This window comes from Pantoea sp. KPR_PJ, assembly GCF_041386365.1.
Lineage (GTDB): Bacteria > Pseudomonadota > Gammaproteobacteria > Enterobacterales > Enterobacteriaceae > Pantoea.
Genome location: NZ_JABMIK010000002.1, coordinates 241,515 through 259,658, shown reverse-complemented (window position 1 = coordinate 259,658; position 18,144 = coordinate 241,515). Strand labels below are relative to the sequence as shown.

The 18,144-nt window shown below is 58.9% G+C and carries 16 protein-coding genes, 2 tRNA genes and 1 pseudogene; 10 read left to right on the top strand and 9 right to left on the bottom strand.

The genetic code is table 11. The annotated features are described in order from the left end of the window. Position 1 precedes the first annotated feature (1 nt). Both HP564_RS05980 and HP564_RS05975 read right to left on the bottom strand, forming a co-directional pair. Positions 2–760 carry a phosphate/phosphite/phosphonate ABC transporter substrate-binding protein gene (locus HP564_RS05980; RefSeq protein ID WP_371241155.1) on the bottom strand — a complete coding sequence of 253 codons (759 nt, stop codon included), beginning with the start codon at positions 758–760 and terminating at the stop codon, positions 2–4. Next, a complete protein-coding gene (locus HP564_RS05975; protein ID WP_371241153.1) occupies positions 666–1,724 on the bottom strand; it encodes a fatty acid desaturase in 1,059 nt (352 codons plus the stop codon). The genes HP564_RS05980 and HP564_RS05975 overlap by 95 nt, the downstream gene beginning before the upstream one ends. A 208-nt stretch (positions 1,725–1,932) precedes the next feature. Here HP564_RS05975 and HP564_RS05970 point away from each other — a divergent pair, with 208 nt between their 5' ends. Beyond that, the gene (locus tag HP564_RS05970) at positions 1,933–2,955 is read left to right on the top strand and encodes an LLM class flavin-dependent oxidoreductase (RefSeq protein ID WP_371241151.1); all 1,023 of its coding nucleotides are present in this window, start codon (positions 1,933–1,935) and stop codon (positions 2,953–2,955) included. Positions 2,956–3,038: 83 nt separating this feature from the next. Here HP564_RS05970 and HP564_RS05965 read toward each other — a convergent pair whose 3' ends face one another. Further along, positions 3,039–4,235 carry an MFS transporter gene (locus tag HP564_RS05965; RefSeq protein ID WP_371241149.1) on the bottom strand — a complete coding sequence of 399 codons (1,197 nt, stop codon included), beginning with the start codon at positions 4,233–4,235 and terminating at the stop codon, positions 3,039–3,041. Positions 4,236–4,311: 76 nt separating this feature from the next. Further along, complete coding sequence (locus HP564_RS05960; protein WP_371241147.1) at positions 4,312–4,854, bottom strand: TetR/AcrR family transcriptional regulator; 543 nt, start codon at positions 4,852–4,854, stop codon at positions 4,312–4,314. 56 nt (positions 4,855–4,910) lie between these two features. Between HP564_RS05960 and HP564_RS05955 the strand changes: the two genes are divergently transcribed. After that, complete coding sequence (locus HP564_RS05955; RefSeq protein WP_371241998.1) at positions 4,911–6,263, top strand: MFS transporter; 1,353 nt, start codon at positions 4,911–4,913, stop codon at positions 6,261–6,263. A gap of 103 nt (positions 6,264–6,366) precedes the next feature. Here HP564_RS05955 and HP564_RS05950 read toward each other — a convergent pair. Further along, positions 6,367–6,442 (bottom strand) — tRNA-Asn (locus HP564_RS05950). A gap of 331 nt (positions 6,443–6,773) precedes the next feature. On the opposite strand from HP564_RS05950, the gene HP564_RS05945 reads away from it, so the two are divergent. Continuing rightward, the gene (locus HP564_RS05945) at positions 6,774–7,895 is read left to right on the top strand and encodes a Gfo/Idh/MocA family protein (RefSeq protein ID WP_371241145.1); all 1,122 of its coding nucleotides are present in this window, start codon (positions 6,774–6,776) and stop codon (positions 7,893–7,895) included. A 36-nt stretch (positions 7,896–7,931) separates the two neighbouring features. Here HP564_RS05945 and HP564_RS05940 read toward each other — a convergent pair whose 3' ends face one another. The 3 genes from HP564_RS05940 to HP564_RS05930 all read right to left on the bottom strand — a co-directional run bounded on the left by HP564_RS05940 (position 7,932) and on the right by HP564_RS05930 (position 10,876). Then, positions 7,932–8,759 (bottom strand): glycosyltransferase family 8 protein, encoded by an 828-nt coding sequence (locus HP564_RS05940; RefSeq protein ID WP_371241143.1) that lies wholly within the window; start codon positions 8,757–8,759, stop codon positions 7,932–7,934. A 19-nt stretch (positions 8,760–8,778) separates the two neighbouring features. Continuing rightward, positions 8,779–10,161: a D-arabinono-1,4-lactone oxidase gene (locus HP564_RS05935; protein WP_371241141.1), complete on the bottom strand. Its 1,383-nt coding sequence runs from the start codon at positions 10,159–10,161 to the stop codon at positions 8,779–8,781. A gap of 73 nt (positions 10,162–10,234) precedes the next feature. Beyond that, entirely contained in the window at positions 10,235–10,876 is a 642-nt protein-coding gene (locus HP564_RS05930; RefSeq protein WP_371241139.1) for a TetR family transcriptional regulator, read from the bottom strand. A gap of 214 nt (positions 10,877–11,090) precedes the next feature. Between HP564_RS05930 and HP564_RS05925 the strand changes: the two genes are divergently transcribed. From HP564_RS05925 to HP564_RS05910, 4 genes and pseudogenes are all read left to right on the top strand, one after another. Then, positions 11,091–11,921 (top strand): MetQ/NlpA family ABC transporter substrate-binding protein, encoded by an 831-nt coding sequence (locus HP564_RS05925; RefSeq protein ID WP_371241137.1) that lies wholly within the window; start codon positions 11,091–11,093, stop codon positions 11,919–11,921. An 11-nt stretch (positions 11,922–11,932) separates the two neighbouring features. Continuing rightward, the gene (locus HP564_RS05920; protein WP_371241135.1) at positions 11,933–13,051 is read left to right on the top strand and encodes a methionine ABC transporter ATP-binding protein; all 1,119 of its coding nucleotides are present in this window, start codon (positions 11,933–11,935) and stop codon (positions 13,049–13,051) included. Continuing rightward, positions 13,032–13,688: a methionine ABC transporter permease gene (locus tag HP564_RS05915; RefSeq protein ID WP_371241134.1), complete on the top strand. Its 657-nt coding sequence runs from the start codon at positions 13,032–13,034 to the stop codon at positions 13,686–13,688. Before HP564_RS05920 ends, HP564_RS05915 begins: the two co-directional genes overlap by 20 nt. A 104-nt stretch (positions 13,689–13,792) precedes the next feature. After that, positions 13,793–13,921 (top strand): annotated as a pseudogene (locus tag HP564_RS05910) (D-cysteine desulfhydrase); the annotation flags it as partial. 121 nt (positions 13,922–14,042) lie between these two features. On the opposite strand, the gene HP564_RS05905 reads toward HP564_RS05910, so the two are convergent. Further along, positions 14,043–14,118 (bottom strand) — tRNA-Asn (locus HP564_RS05905). A 507-nt stretch (positions 14,119–14,625) separates the two neighbouring features. Here HP564_RS05905 and HP564_RS05900 point away from each other — a divergent pair. The 3 genes from HP564_RS05900 to HP564_RS05890 are packed head-to-tail and all read left to right on the top strand — an operon-like array spanning position 14,626 to position 18,112. After that, positions 14,626–15,549 carry a sugar ABC transporter substrate-binding protein gene (locus tag HP564_RS05900; RefSeq protein WP_371241132.1) on the top strand — a complete coding sequence of 308 codons (924 nt, stop codon included), beginning with the start codon at positions 14,626–14,628 and terminating at the stop codon, positions 15,547–15,549. 32 nt (positions 15,550–15,581) lie between these two features. Further along, positions 15,582–17,066 carry a sugar ABC transporter ATP-binding protein gene (locus tag HP564_RS05895; protein ID WP_371241130.1) on the top strand — a complete coding sequence of 495 codons (1,485 nt, stop codon included), beginning with the start codon at positions 15,582–15,584 and terminating at the stop codon, positions 17,064–17,066. 14 nt (positions 17,067–17,080) lie between these two features. Beyond that, positions 17,081–18,112, top strand: a complete 1,032-nt coding sequence (locus tag HP564_RS05890; protein WP_371241128.1) for an ABC transporter permease — start codon at positions 17,081–17,083, stop codon at positions 18,110–18,112. Positions 18,113–18,144 lie beyond the last annotated feature (32 nt).

The window sequence follows — 18,144 nt, the reverse complement described above, 5'->3', positions numbered from 1 at the left end:
ATCACAGTGCCGTCACGCCGAGCGCGGCGGCCTGCTCCTCCCAGCTAATTATCTGCTGATACGCCGCGCGATCCGGCACGGTAAAGCCGGTAATAAAGCTGTCGCGCGCCGCTTTCTTCTTAACAAACTGCGCCAGTACGCGGCGCAGCGTCGCCAGCGTCCTGGCATCCGTCTGCGCAGACGTAATCAGCGGCGGCGCGGGGCAGAGCGGCGTTTCGCCGACAATTGCCAGCCCCGCCAGCTCGTGCGCGGCATAACGCCGCAGCAGCGCCCAGGTGACACAGTCAATCGCCGCAATATCCGCTCTCCCGTCGCGCAGATTCGCCAGCGACCGGCGGTGGCTGCCGCTTAAATGGGCGGTGCTGAAAAAGCGTCCTCTCTGCGCCAGCGGCGCGATAAGGTAGCGCAGCGCGTTATAGCCGGAGTGGGAGTCGAGGCTGTTAGCCACCGCGCGGCGGCCGCGGAAATCGGCCAGCGCGCTGTTTTCATCTTCCTCGCGCGCCACCAGCCAGCTGCGGTAGCACGCGCCGCGACAGCCCGGCGCGCTAAGCTCAAACGCCCCGACCAGCTGCACATCAGGCAGCTGCGTCATCAGCGGATAGCCGCAGGTCTGGCTCAGCAGCAGATCGCCGGCGCGCCAGTGCGCCAGCAAATCCTCTGGCCATTCAACATCCGCCCCTGACAGCTGCGCCAGCGTTGCCGTTAGCGCCTGGGTGTGCGGACGGTGGATGTCGTACATCGGTAGCGAAAGCCGTTTCATGCGGGCGATCCTGTTGTCTGCCCGGATGGGCGTTAACGTTAACGGGCGTGGTGGCGAAGCGCCTGGCCCATTCGCCGTAGCCTGCCGCGCGAAAACCCCGGTTGCGCTGGTAATAGTCATCGCGCCACAGCAGATAGACCCTGCGCAGACCATACCACGGCAGGCCGGGCAGGTCGTGATGCACCGCGTGATAGTTAAGATTAAGAAACAGCAGGCGCCACGCCCAGCCCGCCTCGTTATTGACCGATCGCGCCAGCGGATCGGCATCGGCGCGGTGTTCGTAGAAGGAGCGCACCTTGGTCAGCATCAGCGCGGGATAGCTTACCGCCAGCACAAACAGGAGCGGCGAAAAGCCCTGGCGCGCCATCCAGAGAAACAGGCCCGCCAGCAGCGCCAGATGGATCGCCCACATGGCGATAGCGCGCCACTCAGCGCGCCATACCGCCCGCAGCAGCGACTGAAGCGCCGCGTAAATATCGAGCAGCGGCCCCAGCAGCAGGCGGCCGGGAAAGGTATTGCGCAGGTGGATCCCCTGGCGCTGCCAGGGCCGCAGCTGCGCCCAGCGCGCGGGCGACAGATACCAGGTTTCAGGATCCTTATCGGGATCGGTCAGGCTGTGGTTGCGGTGGTGCGCCAGATGCGAATCACGATAAAGCCCGTAGGGATACCACACCGCCAGCGGCAGCGTGCCGAAGAGCTGATTCAGACGCGGAAAGCGCGTCGGGTGGCCGTGGATCAGCTCATGCTGTAGCGACAGATACCAGCTGGTGAAGAGGATCAGCAAACCTGTGGCGGGCCAGAGGCCCAGCGTCCGCCAGTGCGCCAGCGTGGCGAACCAGCCGCCGTAAATGGTTATCAGCAGCAGCCAGGTCGGCAGTTCGCTGCGCCACAGCCAGCTTCTCTGCCACTGATGGATGCGCGCGCGCTGCTGCGCATGAAGCCAGTCGGACGATCCTCTTGTCATAGCAACCTGCCACAGTTGACGGAATTCAGCACAACATGCGCGAAGGCATTAAAAAAGAGAAAGATCCTGTGCGACTTACTTATGTCGAAAAACTTGATGATACGGTTGAAAACTATTGGCTATCAGTACGGGCGCGGCTGACGTAACCTTTGCTTATCGAAACTTATCACTTACGCAGGGCAAAACCTGCCGCGCAAGGAACTGAACAATGAAAAAGATTGGCTTCTTATCCTTTGGTCACTGGACCCCGTCCTCACAGTCCGCCACCCGTTCGGCGCAGGATGTCCTGTTGCAGTCCATCGATCTTGCGGTCGCCGCAGAGGAACTGGGTGCAGACGGCGCTTACTTCCGCGTGCACCACTTTGCCCGCCAGCTCAGCTCGCCGTTCCCGCTGCTGGCAGCCGTCGGCGCACGCACCAGCAAAATCGAAATCGGCACCGGCGTCATCGACATGCGCTATGAAAATCCGCTCTACATGGCGGAGGATGCTGGTGCAGCGGATCTGATTGCCAATGGTCGCCTGCAGCTCGGCATCAGCCGCGGCTCGCCGGAGCAGGTCATTGAGGGCTATCGTTACTTCGGCTATGCGCCGCAGGAGGGCGAAACCGACGCCGATATGGGCCGTCGCCACACTGAAGTCTTTATGGATGTGCTGCGTGGCGAAGGTTTTGCCAAACCGAATCCGCAGCCGATGTTCCCGAACCCGCCGGGCCTGCTGCGCCTGGAGCCGTTCTCGGCAGGGCTGCGCGAGCGTATCTGGTGGGGTTCCGGCTCCAACGCCACCGCAGAATGGGCGGCGAAAATGGGCATGAACCTGCAAAGTTCTACCCTGAAGGATGACGAAACCGGCGAGCCGTTCCACGTTCAGCAGGCAAAACAGATCCGCGCCTACCGCGAAGCCTGGAAAGCGGCGGGGCATACGCGCGAGCCGCGCGTCTCGGTCAGCCGCAGCATCTTTGCGCTGGTGAACGATATGGACCGCGCCTACTTTGGCCGCAGCGGTCAGGAGCAGGATTCCGTCGGCTTCCTCGACGAGAAAACGCGCGCCATCTTTGGCCGCAGCTATGCAGCAGAGCCGGAGAAGCTGATTAAGCAGCTGGCTGAGGATGAAGCGATTGCGGAAGCAGACACCCTGCTGCTGACGGTGCCGAACCAGCTGGGCGTCGAGTACAACGCCCACGTGATTGAGGCGATTCTGAAATATGTCGCGCCGGAGCTGGGCTGGCGCTAAGCGTGAAAACGGCGGCCTTGGCCGCCGTTTTTTTTCATTTCTCTTCCACTCACCGTGGCGTTGCTGGCGGGCTGTGCAACCCGCTAAGCTGACTGTTCCGCTTCAGGCACCTTCCGGCTGCCCGCCGACCCGGCGCAGCACAGCGCCAGCAGCACCAGCGCCAGTACCGGCAGCATCGCCATGCGCAGCCCGGCGTGTTCGCCAATAAAGCCCAGGCCCGGCGGCCCCACCAGAAAAGCCATATAGCCGAGCGTTGCGGCGATGGTGACGCGAACTGCGCTGTTATGGCCGTCACCCGCTGCCGAGACCGTCAGCGGGAACCCGAGCGCGGCACCCGTGCCCCAGAAGAGCACGGCGGCGGCGGCCAGCCACGGGGTGTCGGAGAAGATCACCAGCGTCAGGCCGAGCGCAGCAGAAAAGGCGCTGGCGCGCAGCATCCAGACACGGCCGATACGATCCACCACATAGCCCCCAAGAAAACGCCCCAGCGTCATGCCTGCGGTAAAACCGGCATAGACCAGCGTGCCCTGCGCAGGGTTGAGGTTATGGCCATCGATCATCAGCAGCGGTAGCCAGTCGTTAGCAGAGCCTTCCGCCAGCGCCATTGCCAGAATCACTATGCCAAGGATCAGCAGCTGGCGATCGCGCAGTTCATGCCGGACCTGAGCGATAAAGCTGCCGTGATGCGCCTGCTCGCTGCGTTCGTTGTCACTGGTGGCGGGCAAATGGCGCAGCGTGACGGCGATAATCAGCAGATCGGCCAGCAGCACGGCGGTAAAGTGGACGCTGGTGCTGATGTCGCTGGCGGTCATCATCAGCCCGGCCAGCGCCCCCGCCAGCGTGCCCAGACTGAAGAAACCGTGGATCGTGGTCATGATGGAGCGGCCCAGTGCGCGTTCGAATGCGGCACCTTCAACATTAATCACCACATCCATCAGCGCGGTGCCGCCGCCCAGCAGCGTCAGGCTGGCAAACACGCCCAGCGCGCTCGCCAGCGTCAGGCTCAGCGCCATCAGCACCAGCCCGCCCAGCAGCAAAAACATGCCGTAGCGCATTACCCGCTGCGTGCCGAGCTGGGCAATCAGCTTACCGGCCAGCAGCACGCCACACATCGAGCCGCAGGAGAAGCCAAACAGGATCATGCCCATCAGCTCGGTTGAGGCGTGCAGCGTATCGCGCATGAAAGGGGTGCGGCTTACCCAGGAGGCCCAGGTAAAGCCGGGAATAAACATCAGGCCGAAGATGGCCCACTTACCGCGAGATTGCTGTTGGCGCGTCATCACCCCTCCCGTCTGTCGTACGAATGTACGAGAGAATAATACAAAATGGCGCGGCGCGAAGGCGAGAGGCGAAATTTTATTGCGGGGTTGGGTCAGCTATTTTCTGCACCGTGCGCAGAATGGCGTCGCGGCTCATCGGCACATCGTTAAGCAAATTATGGATGGTGAAGCCCTCAATGAGCGCGTCCAGCGCGCAGGCGGTCTCCATGGGAAAGCAGAGGTGCAGCGAGGCGCGGCTGCGCGACATCCACAGCTGTAGCAGCTGACGAAACGGCGCTTTGCGCGCCGCCAGCGAATAGAGCTCAAAGCTGAGGATAAGATGGCGCTGGCTGGCCCAGACGTCGCCGCAGATCAAATCCACCACCGCTTCGCAGGCGTCCGCGCGATCGGTCGCGCGCTGCATGCGCTGGCGGAACGCCCCGGATAGGGTATCCATCCTATAGCTGAACGCGCCCATCAGCAGCAGGTCGATCTGCGGGAAGTGGTAGGTGAGGGTGCCGGGCGAGAGGCCCGCCAGATCTGCCACCCGGCGATAGGTGGTGCCGCGCACGCCCTCATTGACAATCACCGTCAGCGTCGCCGCCAGAATGTCGCTTTTTATATCCCTGGTCCCGGCCATAAATCGGTCTCTTTGTGTGGCAAAACGGGGCAAGGATACCCTGACTGCCATGACAAATCCCGGGTTTCATCTGTGCAGCGCGTTCAACTGCCATTATTATTTCGCTTTCAGGAGAGAGACGGTCAGGGAGGCAGGATGAGGATGACAGGAACCACGCTGTCGGGCAGGCAGAGATGTCGATGAACGCACAAACGCTACGCCATGTTTTTCAGTCGGTCCCGTTTCGGCATCTCTTTTTTGCCCGGACGCTCACGGTACTCGGCAACAGTGTGGCCCCGGTGGCGCTGGCGTTTGCCGTGCTGGATATGGGCGGGTCCGCCGCCGATTTGGGCATCGTGGTTGCCGCGCGATCGCTGTTTAACGTGCTGTTCCTGCTGTTTGGTGGCGTGCTGGCCGATCGCTACCCGCGCAATCGGGTGCTGCTGCTCTCCTCTGCGGTGGCCGCGCTGTCGCAGGGCGTGGTCGCCTGGCAGGTGCTGGAGAGCGTCGCCACAACAAACAGTTTAGCCCTGCTGAGCGCGGTGAACGGCGCAGCCGCAGGAGTGGCGCTGCCGGCCTCTTCCGCGCTGGTGCCGCAAACTGTTCCGGCATCCAGGCTGCGGCAGGCAAATGCCTTTATTCAGTCGGGCGTCTATGCCGGAACCATTATCGGCGCATCACTGGGCGGTATCCTTACCAGTACGGTTGGCGCAGGCTGGGGGCTGGCGGTTGATGCCCTGGGTTTTGCTCTCGCTGCGCCCCTTTATTTATCCGTACGAACCGACGTTCAGCCTGTGGGATCGCAACATACGCTGTGGCACGATTTGCGCGACGGCTGGCGGGAGTTTACGTCCCGGACCTGGGTCTGGGCGGTGGTTGCGCAGTTTGCCGTGGTCAATGCCGCCTTTACCGGCATGGTGATGGTACTGGGGCCGGTCATGGCTGACAGCACCTTTGGCCGTGTCCGCTGGGGGATGATGATTGCGGCGCAGAGCGTTGGTCTGATTGTGGGTTCCCTGATTGCCGTACGCTGGCGTCCGCAGCGCGCAATGTTGATCGGCGTGATGCTGGTGGCGCTCTGCGTTCTGCCCATTTTGCTGCTGGCAGGTGGTGCGCCCGCCGTCTGGCTGATGGGCGCGTTCGGCGTGGCGGGTATGGGATTTGGCCAGTTCGGCGTGGTCTGGGCGCAGGCGCTGCAAACCCATATTCCGCGCGACCGGCTGGCGCGCGTCTATGCCTGGGACGCGATGGGATCTTTTATCACCATTCCGCTGGGCGAGCTGGCCGCCGGGCCGCTGGCGATGCGGTTTGGCGGCAGCGCGGTGCTGGTAACCTGCGCGGCGGCGGTGCTGGTGGCAACGGCAGGAACCTGTCTGGTGCCGTCGATTCGGAGATTAACGCAGGGTGAGCCGGGAGAAAGGCACGGCTAGCGGCGGTGGTTGCGAAAGGCGGCCAGCAAGGCGCAGGGGGCATACGTTTAGCAACCCAAACAAAAAGCCCGCTCAGGTTTCCCTGAGCGGGCTTTTCTAAATTTGGCTCCTCTGACTGGACTCGAACCAGTGACATACGGATTAACAGTCCGCCGTTCTACCGACTGAACTACAGAGGAATCGCTTGAACGGGGCGCATATTATCGACCCGGGGTGACCTTGTCAAAGCCCTTTTTCACAAAAGTGTTTAACTGCTGAAATAAGCGCCAGCACGCTGTGCGCCCGATCCTTAACCCGCCTGAAGAAGATGAAAAAATATTTTCTCTACACGTAATGATGAAATAAAAAATTTCATCTGCTTATCGCTCAGGTTTGCTCAGCGCGCAGGCAGTATCTGGTGGTTTAATAAAGATTTCAACGTGGCTCACACTTCCTTGCGCTGCCGTTTGTCTGCGCATTTTACGGAACGTATATTCCGTATCAGGTCAATAATGAAATCAGGGGCAGGCAATGAAGAAAGTCAGGATTGGCATGATCGGCAGCGGCTATATTGGGCGTTGCCACGCCATCGCCTACGCGCAGGCGCCTACGGTTTTCCCGCTGAAAGGCGAAATCGTGCGAGAGATGCTGGCGGAGGTCAATTCAGCGCTGGCGGAAAAGCAGGCCGCCGCCTTTGGTTTTGCCCGCTCAACCGGCGACTGGCGCGAGCTGGTGCGCGACCCCGCCATTGACGTCGTGGACATCTGCGCGCCGAACTTTTTGCATAAAGAGATGGCACTGGAGGCGATCCGCCACGGCAAGCATGTCTATTCGGAAAAGCCGCTGTCGCTGTCGGTGGCCGATGCGGAAGAGATGGTGCAGGCGGCCCAGGCCGCCGGGGTAAAAACCCTGGTGGGCTTTAACTATATGAAGAACCCCACCAGCCAGCTGGCGAAGGAAATTATTGCGCGCGGCGAAATCGGTGAGGTGGTGCACTTCTACGGCACCCACAACGAAGATTATCTGGCAAATCCCCAGACGCCGCTCGACTGGCACTGTCAGAAGGCGCTGGCGGGGCTCGGCGCGCTGGGCGATCTTGCCGCGCATATCGTCAATATGGCGCACTATCTGGTCGGTGAGATTGAAGAGGTGAGCGGTGACATGATGACGGTGATCAAAGTGCGTCCCGACGCAAAAGATCCCGGCCGCCAGTTGCCAGTCGAGAATGAAGACCAGGCCAGCGCGCTGCTGCGCTTTCGCAACGGCGCGCACGGCGTCATTGAAACGTCGCGTATCGCCTGCGGCAGCAAGATGGGGCTGACCTACGTCGTCACGGGTACGAAAGGCACCTTGCGCTACACCCAGGAGCGTATGGCAGAGCTGGAGCTTTACCTGCACGACGAACCGGTGGGGCGGCAGGGGTTTAAAACTATTCTGACCGGCCCGGCCCATCCGGACTATGCGCATTTTTGTGTCTCGGCCGGACACGGCATCGGCTTTAACGATCAAAAAACGGTGGAGATTCGTGACCTGATTAACGGTATTGCGGCAGGCGATCGCCTGTGGCCCGATTTTGCTGAAGGGTTGCAGGTGCAGAAGGTACTGGACGCGATTGCGGTGTCCGCTACCGAGCGGCGCTGGCAGGCGGTATGAGGACGTGCGCGGCCGGTTACCGCCGCGCCTGTAACATCAACCTGTGGCTTTTTCCCACCACAGCTTATCCAGCGCATAGTAGCGATCGCGTTCACTTTCTGGCTGCCGGAGATCGCGCTTCCAGGGTTTCGCCAGAATAAAGTGCAGGTTTTTCACCTCGCTCTCATTCCACATGCGGCTGTGCTGGAACGGCAACGTTTTCAGCGCGTTATAGACGTATGAGAGCGGCAGCCAGCGTCCGGCAAACGCCTCATTCAGCAGATCCTGTTCCGAGAAGGGGTACGCCTTCAGATCGATAATGGCGGCAATGCGGTCTGCCAGCGCCGCAAAGACCGCATCGTCTGGTTTCAGCAGCAGAAAACCGCCGTTCAGGTAGTTATCCAGCAGGGTGGGGGCAGGCTCACCGCGATCCTGCCAGGTATAATGGCAGTTTTCCGGCTGCCAGCTGGCAGGATAGGAGGCGATCTGGTTTGGGTTGCAGCGACAGGCGTGACAGGCGGCAAGCTGGTTATCGCCCAGATCGAGCGTAAACAGCTCATCCATATTTTGCAGCACCAGCATATCGGCATCGAGAAACACCACGCGTTCAAAGTCCGTCAGCTGCCAGGCACGCAGTTTGGTCCAGACTTCACCAAACTGCGCTGAGGCGTAATAGGGTTCCAGTTCGCTGTTGGGATAGAGAGGATCAACCGGATGTACCCGACAGCCTTCAGCCTGTAATGCTTCGCGGTCCGCCAGCGGGATGGCGTCGGTGGTCATCACGACAAGCGGCCAGCGCGTGCCGCTCTGCTTCAGCGAACGGTGTAGCGCCTTTACGCCCACCAGATAATCGGGCTGCGTCAGCAGCGTAACCCATGCAAACATGGTTCTCTCCCTGTAAAAGTCAGTCAAAAAGTGCGGTCAGATAATCGTTGCTGAAGCGGCCCTGTGGATCCAGCGTGCTGCGCAGCGCGCGGAACGCATCCCAGTGGGGATAGACGTCGCGCCAGATGTAGCGGCCAGCGTCATAATATTTCCCCCAGTGCGGGCGACCGCCTTCCTCTGCCAGCAGTTTTTCCACTTCGGTAAGAAAGTGCAGGCCATCCTGCGACAGGGAGCCGTCGTCGGCGTAATAGACCACAAAGCCAAAGAAGCAGGTGGGCTCGCCATAAGCCGGGCTGAGCCAGGCGTCAGACGCACCGGTACAGCGCAGAATAATCGGGTAGTGCATGTGCGGCCGCTCGGCGGCGTACCAGCGTTTGATTTTGCCGATCACGGCAGGCGTGCGGGAAAGCGGCACGCCAATTTCAACGTTAATCTGCGGTACGGCAATGCCGCGGCAGAAGAGCTGATAAATATCGCCAGTGACGTCGGTAAAATCACGGAAGCGCGACACGGTGCGAAACTGCTTGCCACCTTTGCCGTGGATCTGCGTGTCGCGGTGCATCTGCTCCAGCGTCTGATCGATGGTGCTGTTCAGGCTGTCGTCGCCCTGGTCGGCGTGCTTCACCACCTCGCGGCCGTTGGCCTGCCATTCGGCGGTTTCCTGCGCGCTCGCTTCATTGGCGTTCCAGACGTGCATCAGGTTGTCATCAACGAACCACCAGGCTTTGCTCAGCGCATGTTCTTCATTCCAGCGCAGCAGATCCTGTTCAAGGTTATCTGCGGATACCGCGTTCTTGTAACAGGTGTAAATGCGGAAAGGCTGGGTGCGCAGCGTCACGGCGGTGACAATGCCAAGGGCGCCGAGCGTCACCTGCGCGGCCGGAAAATCGGGCTCGCCACGCGTAAATTCGCGTAGCGAACCGTCAGCCAGCACCATGCGGATCCGCAGCGCCTCGTCCGCCAGCGAGCTTTGATGCAGCCCCTGGCCGTGCGTGCCGGTGGCCATCGCGCCCGCCAGCTTCTGTACTGCAATCACGCCGGGAGAGGCGGCCAGCATCCGATCCATCGCGGTGAGCTGAATATAGAGATCGTTGAGGGTGGTGCCTGCGCCAACGGTAATGCTCTGTGCATCCTGCGCCAGCATGCCGGAAAGGGCGCTGATGTCGACCAGGACGTCGTCGCGACCAACGCTCAGCATCCGGCCCGGAGACAGACGACTGCCCACTACCCGCACGCGACCCTGAGTGTCACGTAACAGCTGTTGAAGTTCTGCCTCGCTGCGCGGCTGATGTAACTGCTGGCGGCTGCCAACGCGGGCGTTCTGCGCCCAGTTCCACAGCGTGTCGTCCTCGGCGCTGAGGGTAGTGTTGCGTAAGGGGTAACGTTCGACGTCTCTGCTCACGACTGCGTTCCTGTGTTGAGGTCTGTGAAAGGATGTCCGTTAAGCGTAGCCCATGACAGAATTGTCGCTTCCCTTAAACCGTTTTACGGATGTAACGCAGCGTCGCCGTCACCGCCAGCTGGCGGTTGCGGCGAATACTCTCTTCCTCGCTGTTGTCAGGGCTGAACAGGGCGTTGAAGGTATAGCGGTTAGAGACGTGGTGCACGCAGATACTGCTGATCAGGCGGTGCACGTCAATGGTCTCTATTTCACGAATAAAGAGACCCTGCTGCTGGCCGCGCGTCAGGATCGCCTCCAGCACGTCCAGCGCGCTGCGGTTCAGCGCCTTAATGCGCGGCGACTGAGTGATATAGCGCCCGCGCAGCAGGTTTTCGGTGCAGACCAGGCGCATAAAATCGGGATGGGAAACGTGATAGTCGAAGCTGGCCTCAACCAGTTTGCTTATTGCCAGCTCCGGATCCATGGCGGACAGATTCAGACCACTCTCGTGCTGACGGATCGCCTGGTAGACCTGCTCCAGTACCTCTATGTAGAGCTTCTCTTTGCTGCCAAAGTGGTAGACCACCATGCGCTTGGTGGTTTGTGCATTCTCAGCGATCTGCTCCAGACGCGCGCCCTGCATGCCAAATTCAGCAAAGGTGGTCAGCGCACCGGCAAGAATGCGCTTTTTTAGCCCCTCAGGGTCATTTTTACGTTTTGGCGTGGTATCGGACATAGTGTTCGGTAACAGGAAAAATCAAACCAGCATGGTATCACAGCCCGCTGGTCAGGTCTGGCGACGCGAGCGGCAAGGCGTTTATATGCTTTTCAGGAATAGTATTCCCGTAAAAATCATAATGTGAATATAAGCAACTGCGTATACTGCGGCTGTCTGTCATTGCGACAGTGAACTGTGACGTTAGCGACTATCACTTTTAGGAAGAAAATTTATGCACACACGCGTGGCCGTGACTAAAAAAAGAGTGTTATCCATTACCACCGCCGCGCTGCTGCTGGCCGGTACGGTACTGGCTCCTTTTGCGGCCGCTCACGCCGCCGATAAAACCACTGTCAAAGTCGGCATCATGAGCGGCGAGGATGAAGATGTCTGGCGCGAGGTTATCAGGCAGGCTGCGGCAAAAGGGCTGACGGTGAAAACCGTGGTCTTTAATGACTATAACCAGCCAAATGAAGCGTTGCAGAATGGTGACGTTGACGCCAACGCCTTCCAGCATCAGCCCTTCCTCAACAACCAGATCAAAGTGAACCACTATGACATCGTGCGCGTTGGTGACACCGCGGTATGGCCGATCGGCCTCTACTCAAAAAAGGTAAAGTCCGCAGCCGGGCTAAAAAAAGGCGCGGTGATCGGCGTGCCAAACGATCCCTCCAACGAAGCGCGCGGCCTGGTGCTGCTTGAGCAGCAGGGCGTGATAAAACTTCGTCCGGGCGCGGGTATTGCGGCGACCACCGCCGACATTACCGATAACCCGCGTCAGGTGCAGATCAAAGAGCTGGACTCCGGCATTATCGGTCGCTCCGTGCCCGATCTCGATGCCGCCGTGGTCAATACCGACTGGGCGCTGAAAAGCGGCCTGACCAGACAGGATCGTATTGCGCAGGAGCCGGTCAAAGATAACCCCTACAACAACTTTATCGCGGTGAAAAAAGAGCACGTCGATGCGCCGTGGGTGAAAACCCTGGTGGCCGCCTATCAGAACGACGCGGTGAAGCACGTGTTTGATCGGGTCTATAAAGGCACCGGTCTGACCGCCTGGTAAGGATAACGCGCATGACGGTATTTTCAGAGATCGCGGTGCCAGGCCAGGCGGTATTGCGCGGCCTGGCAGGATCCGCGCAGGACGTTGCCGCCAGCGGCGACAGCGTGGTGCGACTGCAAAACGTGTCGCGCCGCTTTGGCCAGACGCAGGCGCTAAAGGCCGTGTCGCTGACGGTGCGCAAGGGCGAAATCCTGGGCATTATCGGCCGCAGCGGGGCGGGCAAATCGACGCTGATCCGCTGCCTTAACGGGCTGGAGCAGCCCGATGAGGGCGCGATAGAGATTGAAGGGCAGCAGATTAGCGGTTTGTCGGAAAAACAGCTGCAAAAAGTCCGCAGCCGCGTCGGCATGGTGTTCCAGCACTTCAATCTGCTGTCGGCGAAAACCGTGGCGCAGAACGTGGCGCTGCCGCTGAAGATTGCCGGTATGCCAAAGGCGCAGCGCGCCGGGCGCGTGGCAGAGCTGCTGGAGCTGGTTGGGCTGGCTGATAAGGCGCACCAGTACCCCGCGGCGCTGTCGGGCGGCCAAAAGCAGCGCGTGGGGATTGCGCGCGCGCTGGCGGCCAGCCCGGCGCTGCTGCTGTGTGACGAGGCGACCTCGGCGCTCGATCCTGAAACAACCCGCGCGATCCTCGCGCTGCTGAAATCGCTGAATCAGCGGCTCGGCATCACCATTTTGCTCATCACCCATGAAATGGAGGTAATCAAATCGGTGGCGCATCACGTGGCGGTGCTCGACGCCGGGGAAATTATTGAGCAGGGGCCGGTATGGCAGGTCTTTGCGCATCCTCAGGCTCAGCTGACGCGCACGCTGCTGCGCGGCCTGCTGCCGCAGCTGCCCGACGCCCTTGCCGCCCGTCTTAGCCAGCAAAAGCAGGGTGACGCCATCTACCTCGTCCACTTCGCCGGGCAGGAGGCGCAGGGTGAGCTGCTGACGCGTTTTGCCTGCGCTTTGCCCGGTGCATTTCGCCTGATTCAGGGCGGCATCGACCACATTCAGCACTACGCGGTAGTGCGCTTTTTTATTGCGATTCCGGCCAGCAACAGCGCCGATGAGCAACGGGTTCTTGCCTGGCTGCAGCAGCAGCAGGCGCAGGTAGAAAAGGTGGGCTATGTCGCCAGTGATGATTGATCTGCTGCTTAACGCGCTGTGGGAAACGGTGATGATGACAGCGATCTCCGGGCTGTTTTCGCTTATCGCCGGACTGCCGCTCGGCCTGATTCTGGTGATGACCAGCCCAGGCGGTATCGCCGAACATCGCGCCGTTAACCGCGTACTTGGCCTGATTATCAACGGCTTTCGTTCGCTGCCGTTTATTATCCTGCTGGTGGCGCTGATCCCTTTTACTCGCTTTCTGGTGGGTACCTCGCTGGGCACCTGGGCGGCCATCGTTCCGCTGTCGATCACCGCCACACCCTATTTTGCGCGCGTCGCGGAAGTGTCGCTGCGCGATGTCGATCGCGGGCTGATTGATGCGGTCCGCGCCATGGGGGCCAGCAAGCTGCGCATCGTCTGGGACGTGCTGATCCCCGAAGCGCTGCCGGGCATTCTGGCCGGTTTTGTCGTGACGCTGGTGGCGCTGACTGGCGCGTCGGCGATGGCGGGGGCGATTGGCGCTGGCGGGCTGGGCGATCTCGCTATTCGCTATGGCTATCAGCGCTTTGATACGGCGATGATGGTGGCGGTGATTGCGGTGTTAATCATGCTGGTGTGCGGCATTCAGTGGCTGGGCGACCGGCTGGTGATGCGCATTGATAAACGGCACTAGCGGACCTGGGCGATTTCCCGCAGTGGATAGCCCTTTTTCAGTTAAACATCAGCCGGTTACGGGCGTGGAGCGGCGGTAAATCTCTGTTTACACCGTCGGGGGCTATGCCTCTGGTCCGTTTTCCGCGTCTTTCGCTGGGCCATTTTCCCACGCCGCTGGCGCCGCTACACAATCTGACAACGCTGCTGGGTGGCCCGCCGCTCTGGATCAAGCGTGGCGGCAGCGGGGGAGTGCTTTTTAATTACAACATACATAAGGCTGTGGTGAGGCGCTGCCGCCTGCGCTTATCGCCACTTTGCCAAAAGCCAAAAGCCAAAAGCCCGCTCAGGTTTCCCTGAGCGGGCTTTTTAAATTTGGCTCCTCTGACTGGACTCGAACCAGTGACATACGGATTAACAGTCCGCCGTTCTACCGACTGAACTACAGAGGAATCGTTGGAACGGGGCGAATATTAGCGACGCCGGTCGGGCTTGTCAAAGCACGATTTCACTTTTTTGGTTTGAATGCTCGCAAAAGCAGCGGGTTGCGGCTTTTTCAACACATCTGGCGAGATTTCAAACTGCCAACAGGATCTCACTTTAAACGCATTTCCCGACAGATGTTAGATGCGTGTCAAATTTTTGTTATTTGCTGATGTTAAAACAGGCGTTTCAGTGCTTTTATGATAAAAATTTCAAAAAGAACATTTATGGAACAAATAAACTGCTTATCATCACGGGCGAAACAACTTGTTAAAAGTGGAACGTGATTTTAAAAATATTTGTTTTGAAAACAATTGATTGTAAAAAGGAGGAGTGGGTCACAGAAAAGTACGAACGACCAGCCGTTACCTCTACTAACCGACCTGAATCCGCCCGCAACGTTGAATGAATGTAAAAAATATTTTTCATTCGCAGTATCAGCAGCGTCGGCAAGTTAACGACAAGAAGGGTTACCCATGAACATCAAAAAAACACTCGCCGTCACACTGTTAGCCTGCATGTTACCCGCCGCTGCTATGGCAAAAGATCTCTCCGTTGGCGTATCAATGGCGCTGTTTGACGATAACTTCCTCACCATTCTGCGCACCGCAATGCAAAAAGAGATGCAGAAAGAGGGGGTAAAGGGACAGATGGAAGATGCCAAAGGGGACGTCTCGCAGCAGCTGCAACAGGTACAAAACTTTATTGGGCAGGGCGTTGACGCCATTATCGTCAACCCGGTCGATACCAACGCCGTGAAGCCCATTATGGATCAAGCCACCAAAGCGGGCATTCCGCTGATTTTCGTTAACCGCCGACCGCAGGCGGAGCTGACCGACAAAATGGCCTATGTCGGCTCTGACTCTGAGCTGGCTGGCCGCCTGCAAATGGAAGCGCTGGCCAAAGCGATGAACGGCAAAGGCAATGTTGCCATTCTGATGGGCGATCTGGCGAATGAATCCACGCGCGATCGCACCAAAGGCGTTGAGGCCGTGGTCGCTAAAAATCCAGGCATTAAGGTAGTTCAGAAGCAGACCGCTAAGTTTACCCGCAACGATGCGGTGGACGTGGTAAGCAACTGGATGACCGCCGGGGATGACATTCAGGCTATCGCCTCTAACAACGATGAGATGGCTATCGGCGCACTGCAGGCGCTGGGCAAAAACCCCAACCATATCCTGATCGCTGGCGTCGACGGCACCCCTGATGCGCTTCAGATGCTGAAGAACGGCAAGATGGTTGCCACAGTGTTCCAGGATGCGAAGGGGCAGGGTGAAGGGGCGGTTCAGGCCGCGGTTAAACTGGCGAAGGGTGAAAAAGTGCAGAAAATCATCGACATCCCCTACCAGCTGATCACCAAAGACAATATGGAGCAGTTCGTTAACCGTAACCAGAAATGACCCATCCCGACTCAGCCGTATGGAGGTGATGTATGACCGCTTTTGCGCTTGAAGCCGAAGGCATCAGCAAGTTCTTTCCTGGTGTTAAAGCACTCGATAACGTTTCGCTGCGCGTGCGTCCGGGATCGGTACATGCCTTGATGGGCGAAAATGGCGCGGGCAAATCCACTTTAATGAAGTGCCTGATCGGGATGTATCGTCCCGATCGGGGCACCATCCGCATTAAAGGGGAGCCGGTGCAGTTTCAGGACACGATGGACGCATTGCGTTCCGGCATTTCCATGATTCATCAGGAGCTTAACCTGGTTCCCTACATGACCGTGGCCGAAAACATCTGGCTGGGACGCGAGCCGATGAAATATGGCTTTGTCGATCACGGCAAGCTTAATCAGCAGACGCAGACGCTGCTGGATCAGCTTAATATTCGCCTGAAAGCCGATCGTCTGGTGGGGGATCTCAGCATCGCCGCACAGCAGATGGTTGAGATCGCCAAAGCGGTCTCCTGGAACGCCGATGTTGTGATTATGGATGAGCCCACCTCCGCGCTGACAGAGAGCGAAGTGGCGCACCTGTTTACCATCATTCGCGACCTGCGCGCGCAGGGCAAAGCCATCATCTATATCAGCCACAAAATGGATGAGATATTTGCCATCACCGATGAAATCAGCATCTTCCGCGACGGCAGCTGGGTTGGCAGCAACCACACCGCTCAGTTTACCCGTCAGTCGCTGATTACGCAGATGGTTGGACGCGAACTGACCCAGCTCTTCCCCAAATTTAACAACGCGATTGGAGAAGAGGTGCTGACGGTGCGCAACCTCACCAGCAAAGATCGCTTTCAGGACGTCAGCTTTAGCCTGCGGCGCGGCGAGATCCTTGGCGTGGCCGGCCTGGTGGGTGCAGGCCGCAGTGAAGTCATGGAAAGCCTGTTCGGCATGGAGAGCATCGACAGCGGTGACGTATTGATTGATGGCGTGCCGGTGAAGATTGATTCCCCGTCTGCCGCCATTGAGAAAGGGATGGCCTTCTTAACGGAAGACAGGAAAAAGTCGGGACTGTTTCTGGTGCTGTCGGTGATGGAGAACATGAGCATTGTCAACATGCCGGAATACAGCAGTAAAAGCGGCTTTGTCAGCCACGTTAAGATGGCGCAGGACTGCATGGAGCAGATCCGGCGGCTGAATATTAAAACGCCGACCATGGATCAGATCATCAACAACCTCAGCGGTGGTAACCAGCAGAAGGTGCTGATCGCCCGCTGGCTGCTGGCACAGCCCAAGATACTGATCCTCGACGAGCCGACGCGCGGCATCGACGTCGGGGCAAAAGCCGAAATTTACCGTCTGATCTCTGAGCTGGCCAACCGTGGCGTGGCCATCATTATGGTGTCGTCGGAACTGCCGGAAATCCTCGGCATGAGCGACCGCGTAATGGTCATGCATCAGGGGCGTATTACCGGCATCCTCGATAAAGAAGAGGCCGATCAGGAAACCATTTTGTCGCTGGCATCCGAATGAGGCGCGAGACAACTATGAGCAACGTTAAAGTGACTGCCACTCCGGCAAACGAATCCTCGTCATTCTTCGGTAATCTGCGGCATAAGCTGCCGAAGGATACCGGCATCTTTATTGTGATGGTCGGCATTGCGCTGATCTTTGAAATGGCTGGCTGGTACGTGCGTGACCAGTCATTTTTGTTGAATACCAACCGGCTTATCCTCATTGTGCTACAGGTGGCGATTATCGGCGTGATTGCCGTAGGGGTCACGCAGGTCATCATTACCACCGGCATCGACCTCTCCTCCGGCTCGGTGATTGCGCTGACGGCGGTAGTGGCTGCCAGCCTGGCGCAAACCTCTGACAGTCTGTCACCGATGTTTCCGTCGCTGGTCAATCTGCCTGCCGTGGTGCCCATCGGCGCGGGAATTTGCGTCGGGCTGCTGTGCGGCCTGGTGAACGGTCTGCTGATCACCCGCACCGGTATTCCGCCCTTTATTGCCACGCTGGGCATGATGGTATCGGCACGCGGTCTTGCACAATATTATACCCAGGGTAATCCCATCAGCTTTCTCTCCGACGGCTTTACCTCTATCGGTCAGGGCGCGATGCCGGTGATCATTTTCCTGGTCGTGGCGCTGGTATTTCATATTGCCCTGAAGCACACCCGCTACGGAAAATATGTCTATGCTATCGGCGGCAATATGACGTCAGCGAAGGTGTCAGGCATTAACGTCAATAAATATCTGGTGATTGTCTACACCATTGCTGGTGCGCTCTCTGGCCTGGCAGGCGTGGTGCTGGCGGCGCGCGTCAGCAGCGGGCAGTCAAGCATGGGCACCGGATATGAGCTGGATGCCATTGCCGCCGCGGTTATCGGCGGCAGCAGCCTGATGGGGGGTGTCGGGCGTATAACCGGTACGCTGATTGGCGCGGTGATTCTCGGACTGATCAAAAGTGGTTTTACCTTTGTGGGCGTAGACGCCTACGTACAGGACATTATTAAAGGCATTATTATCGTCGCGGCCGTATCGATCGACATGCACCGCAACCGTAAAAAACGCTGACTGCTGTAGCCTGCCCGCACGCTGGTGCCGGG

Excerpts from the sequence above, each read along its gene's own strand:
- HP564_RS05980 (WP_371241155.1), bottom strand. The coding sequence starts at position 760 with ATGAAACGGCTTTCGCTACCGATGTACGACATCCACCGTCCGCACACC.
- HP564_RS05975 (WP_371241153.1), bottom strand. The coding sequence starts at position 1,724 with ATGACAAGAGGATCGTCCGACTGGCTTCATGCGCAGCAGCGCGCGCGC.
- HP564_RS05970 (WP_371241151.1), top strand. The coding sequence starts at position 1,933 with ATGAAAAAGATTGGCTTCTTATCCTTTGGTCACTGGACCCCGTCCTCA.
- HP564_RS05965 (WP_371241149.1), bottom strand. The coding sequence starts at position 4,235 with ATGACGCGCCAACAGCAATCTCGCGGTAAGTGGGCCATCTTCGGCCTG.
- HP564_RS05960 (WP_371241147.1), bottom strand. The coding sequence starts at position 4,854 with ATGGCCGGGACCAGGGATATAAAAAGCGACATTCTGGCGGCGACGCTG.
- HP564_RS05945 (WP_371241145.1), top strand. The coding sequence starts at position 6,774 with ATGAAGAAAGTCAGGATTGGCATGATCGGCAGCGGCTATATTGGGCGT.
- HP564_RS05940 (WP_371241143.1), bottom strand. The coding sequence starts at position 8,759 with ATGTTTGCATGGGTTACGCTGCTGACGCAGCCCGATTATCTGGTGGGC.
- HP564_RS05930 (WP_371241139.1), bottom strand. The coding sequence starts at position 10,876 with ATGTCCGATACCACGCCAAAACGTAAAAATGACCCTGAGGGGCTAAAA.
- HP564_RS05925 (WP_371241137.1), top strand. The coding sequence starts at position 11,091 with ATGCACACACGCGTGGCCGTGACTAAAAAAAGAGTGTTATCCATTACC.
- HP564_RS05920 (WP_371241135.1), top strand. The coding sequence starts at position 11,933 with ATGACGGTATTTTCAGAGATCGCGGTGCCAGGCCAGGCGGTATTGCGC.
- HP564_RS05915 (WP_371241134.1), top strand. The coding sequence starts at position 13,032 with ATGTCGCCAGTGATGATTGATCTGCTGCTTAACGCGCTGTGGGAAACG.
- HP564_RS05900 (WP_371241132.1), top strand. The coding sequence starts at position 14,626 with ATGAACATCAAAAAAACACTCGCCGTCACACTGTTAGCCTGCATGTTA.
- HP564_RS05895 (WP_371241130.1), top strand. The coding sequence starts at position 15,582 with ATGACCGCTTTTGCGCTTGAAGCCGAAGGCATCAGCAAGTTCTTTCCT.
- HP564_RS05890 (WP_371241128.1), top strand. The coding sequence starts at position 17,081 with ATGAGCAACGTTAAAGTGACTGCCACTCCGGCAAACGAATCCTCGTCA.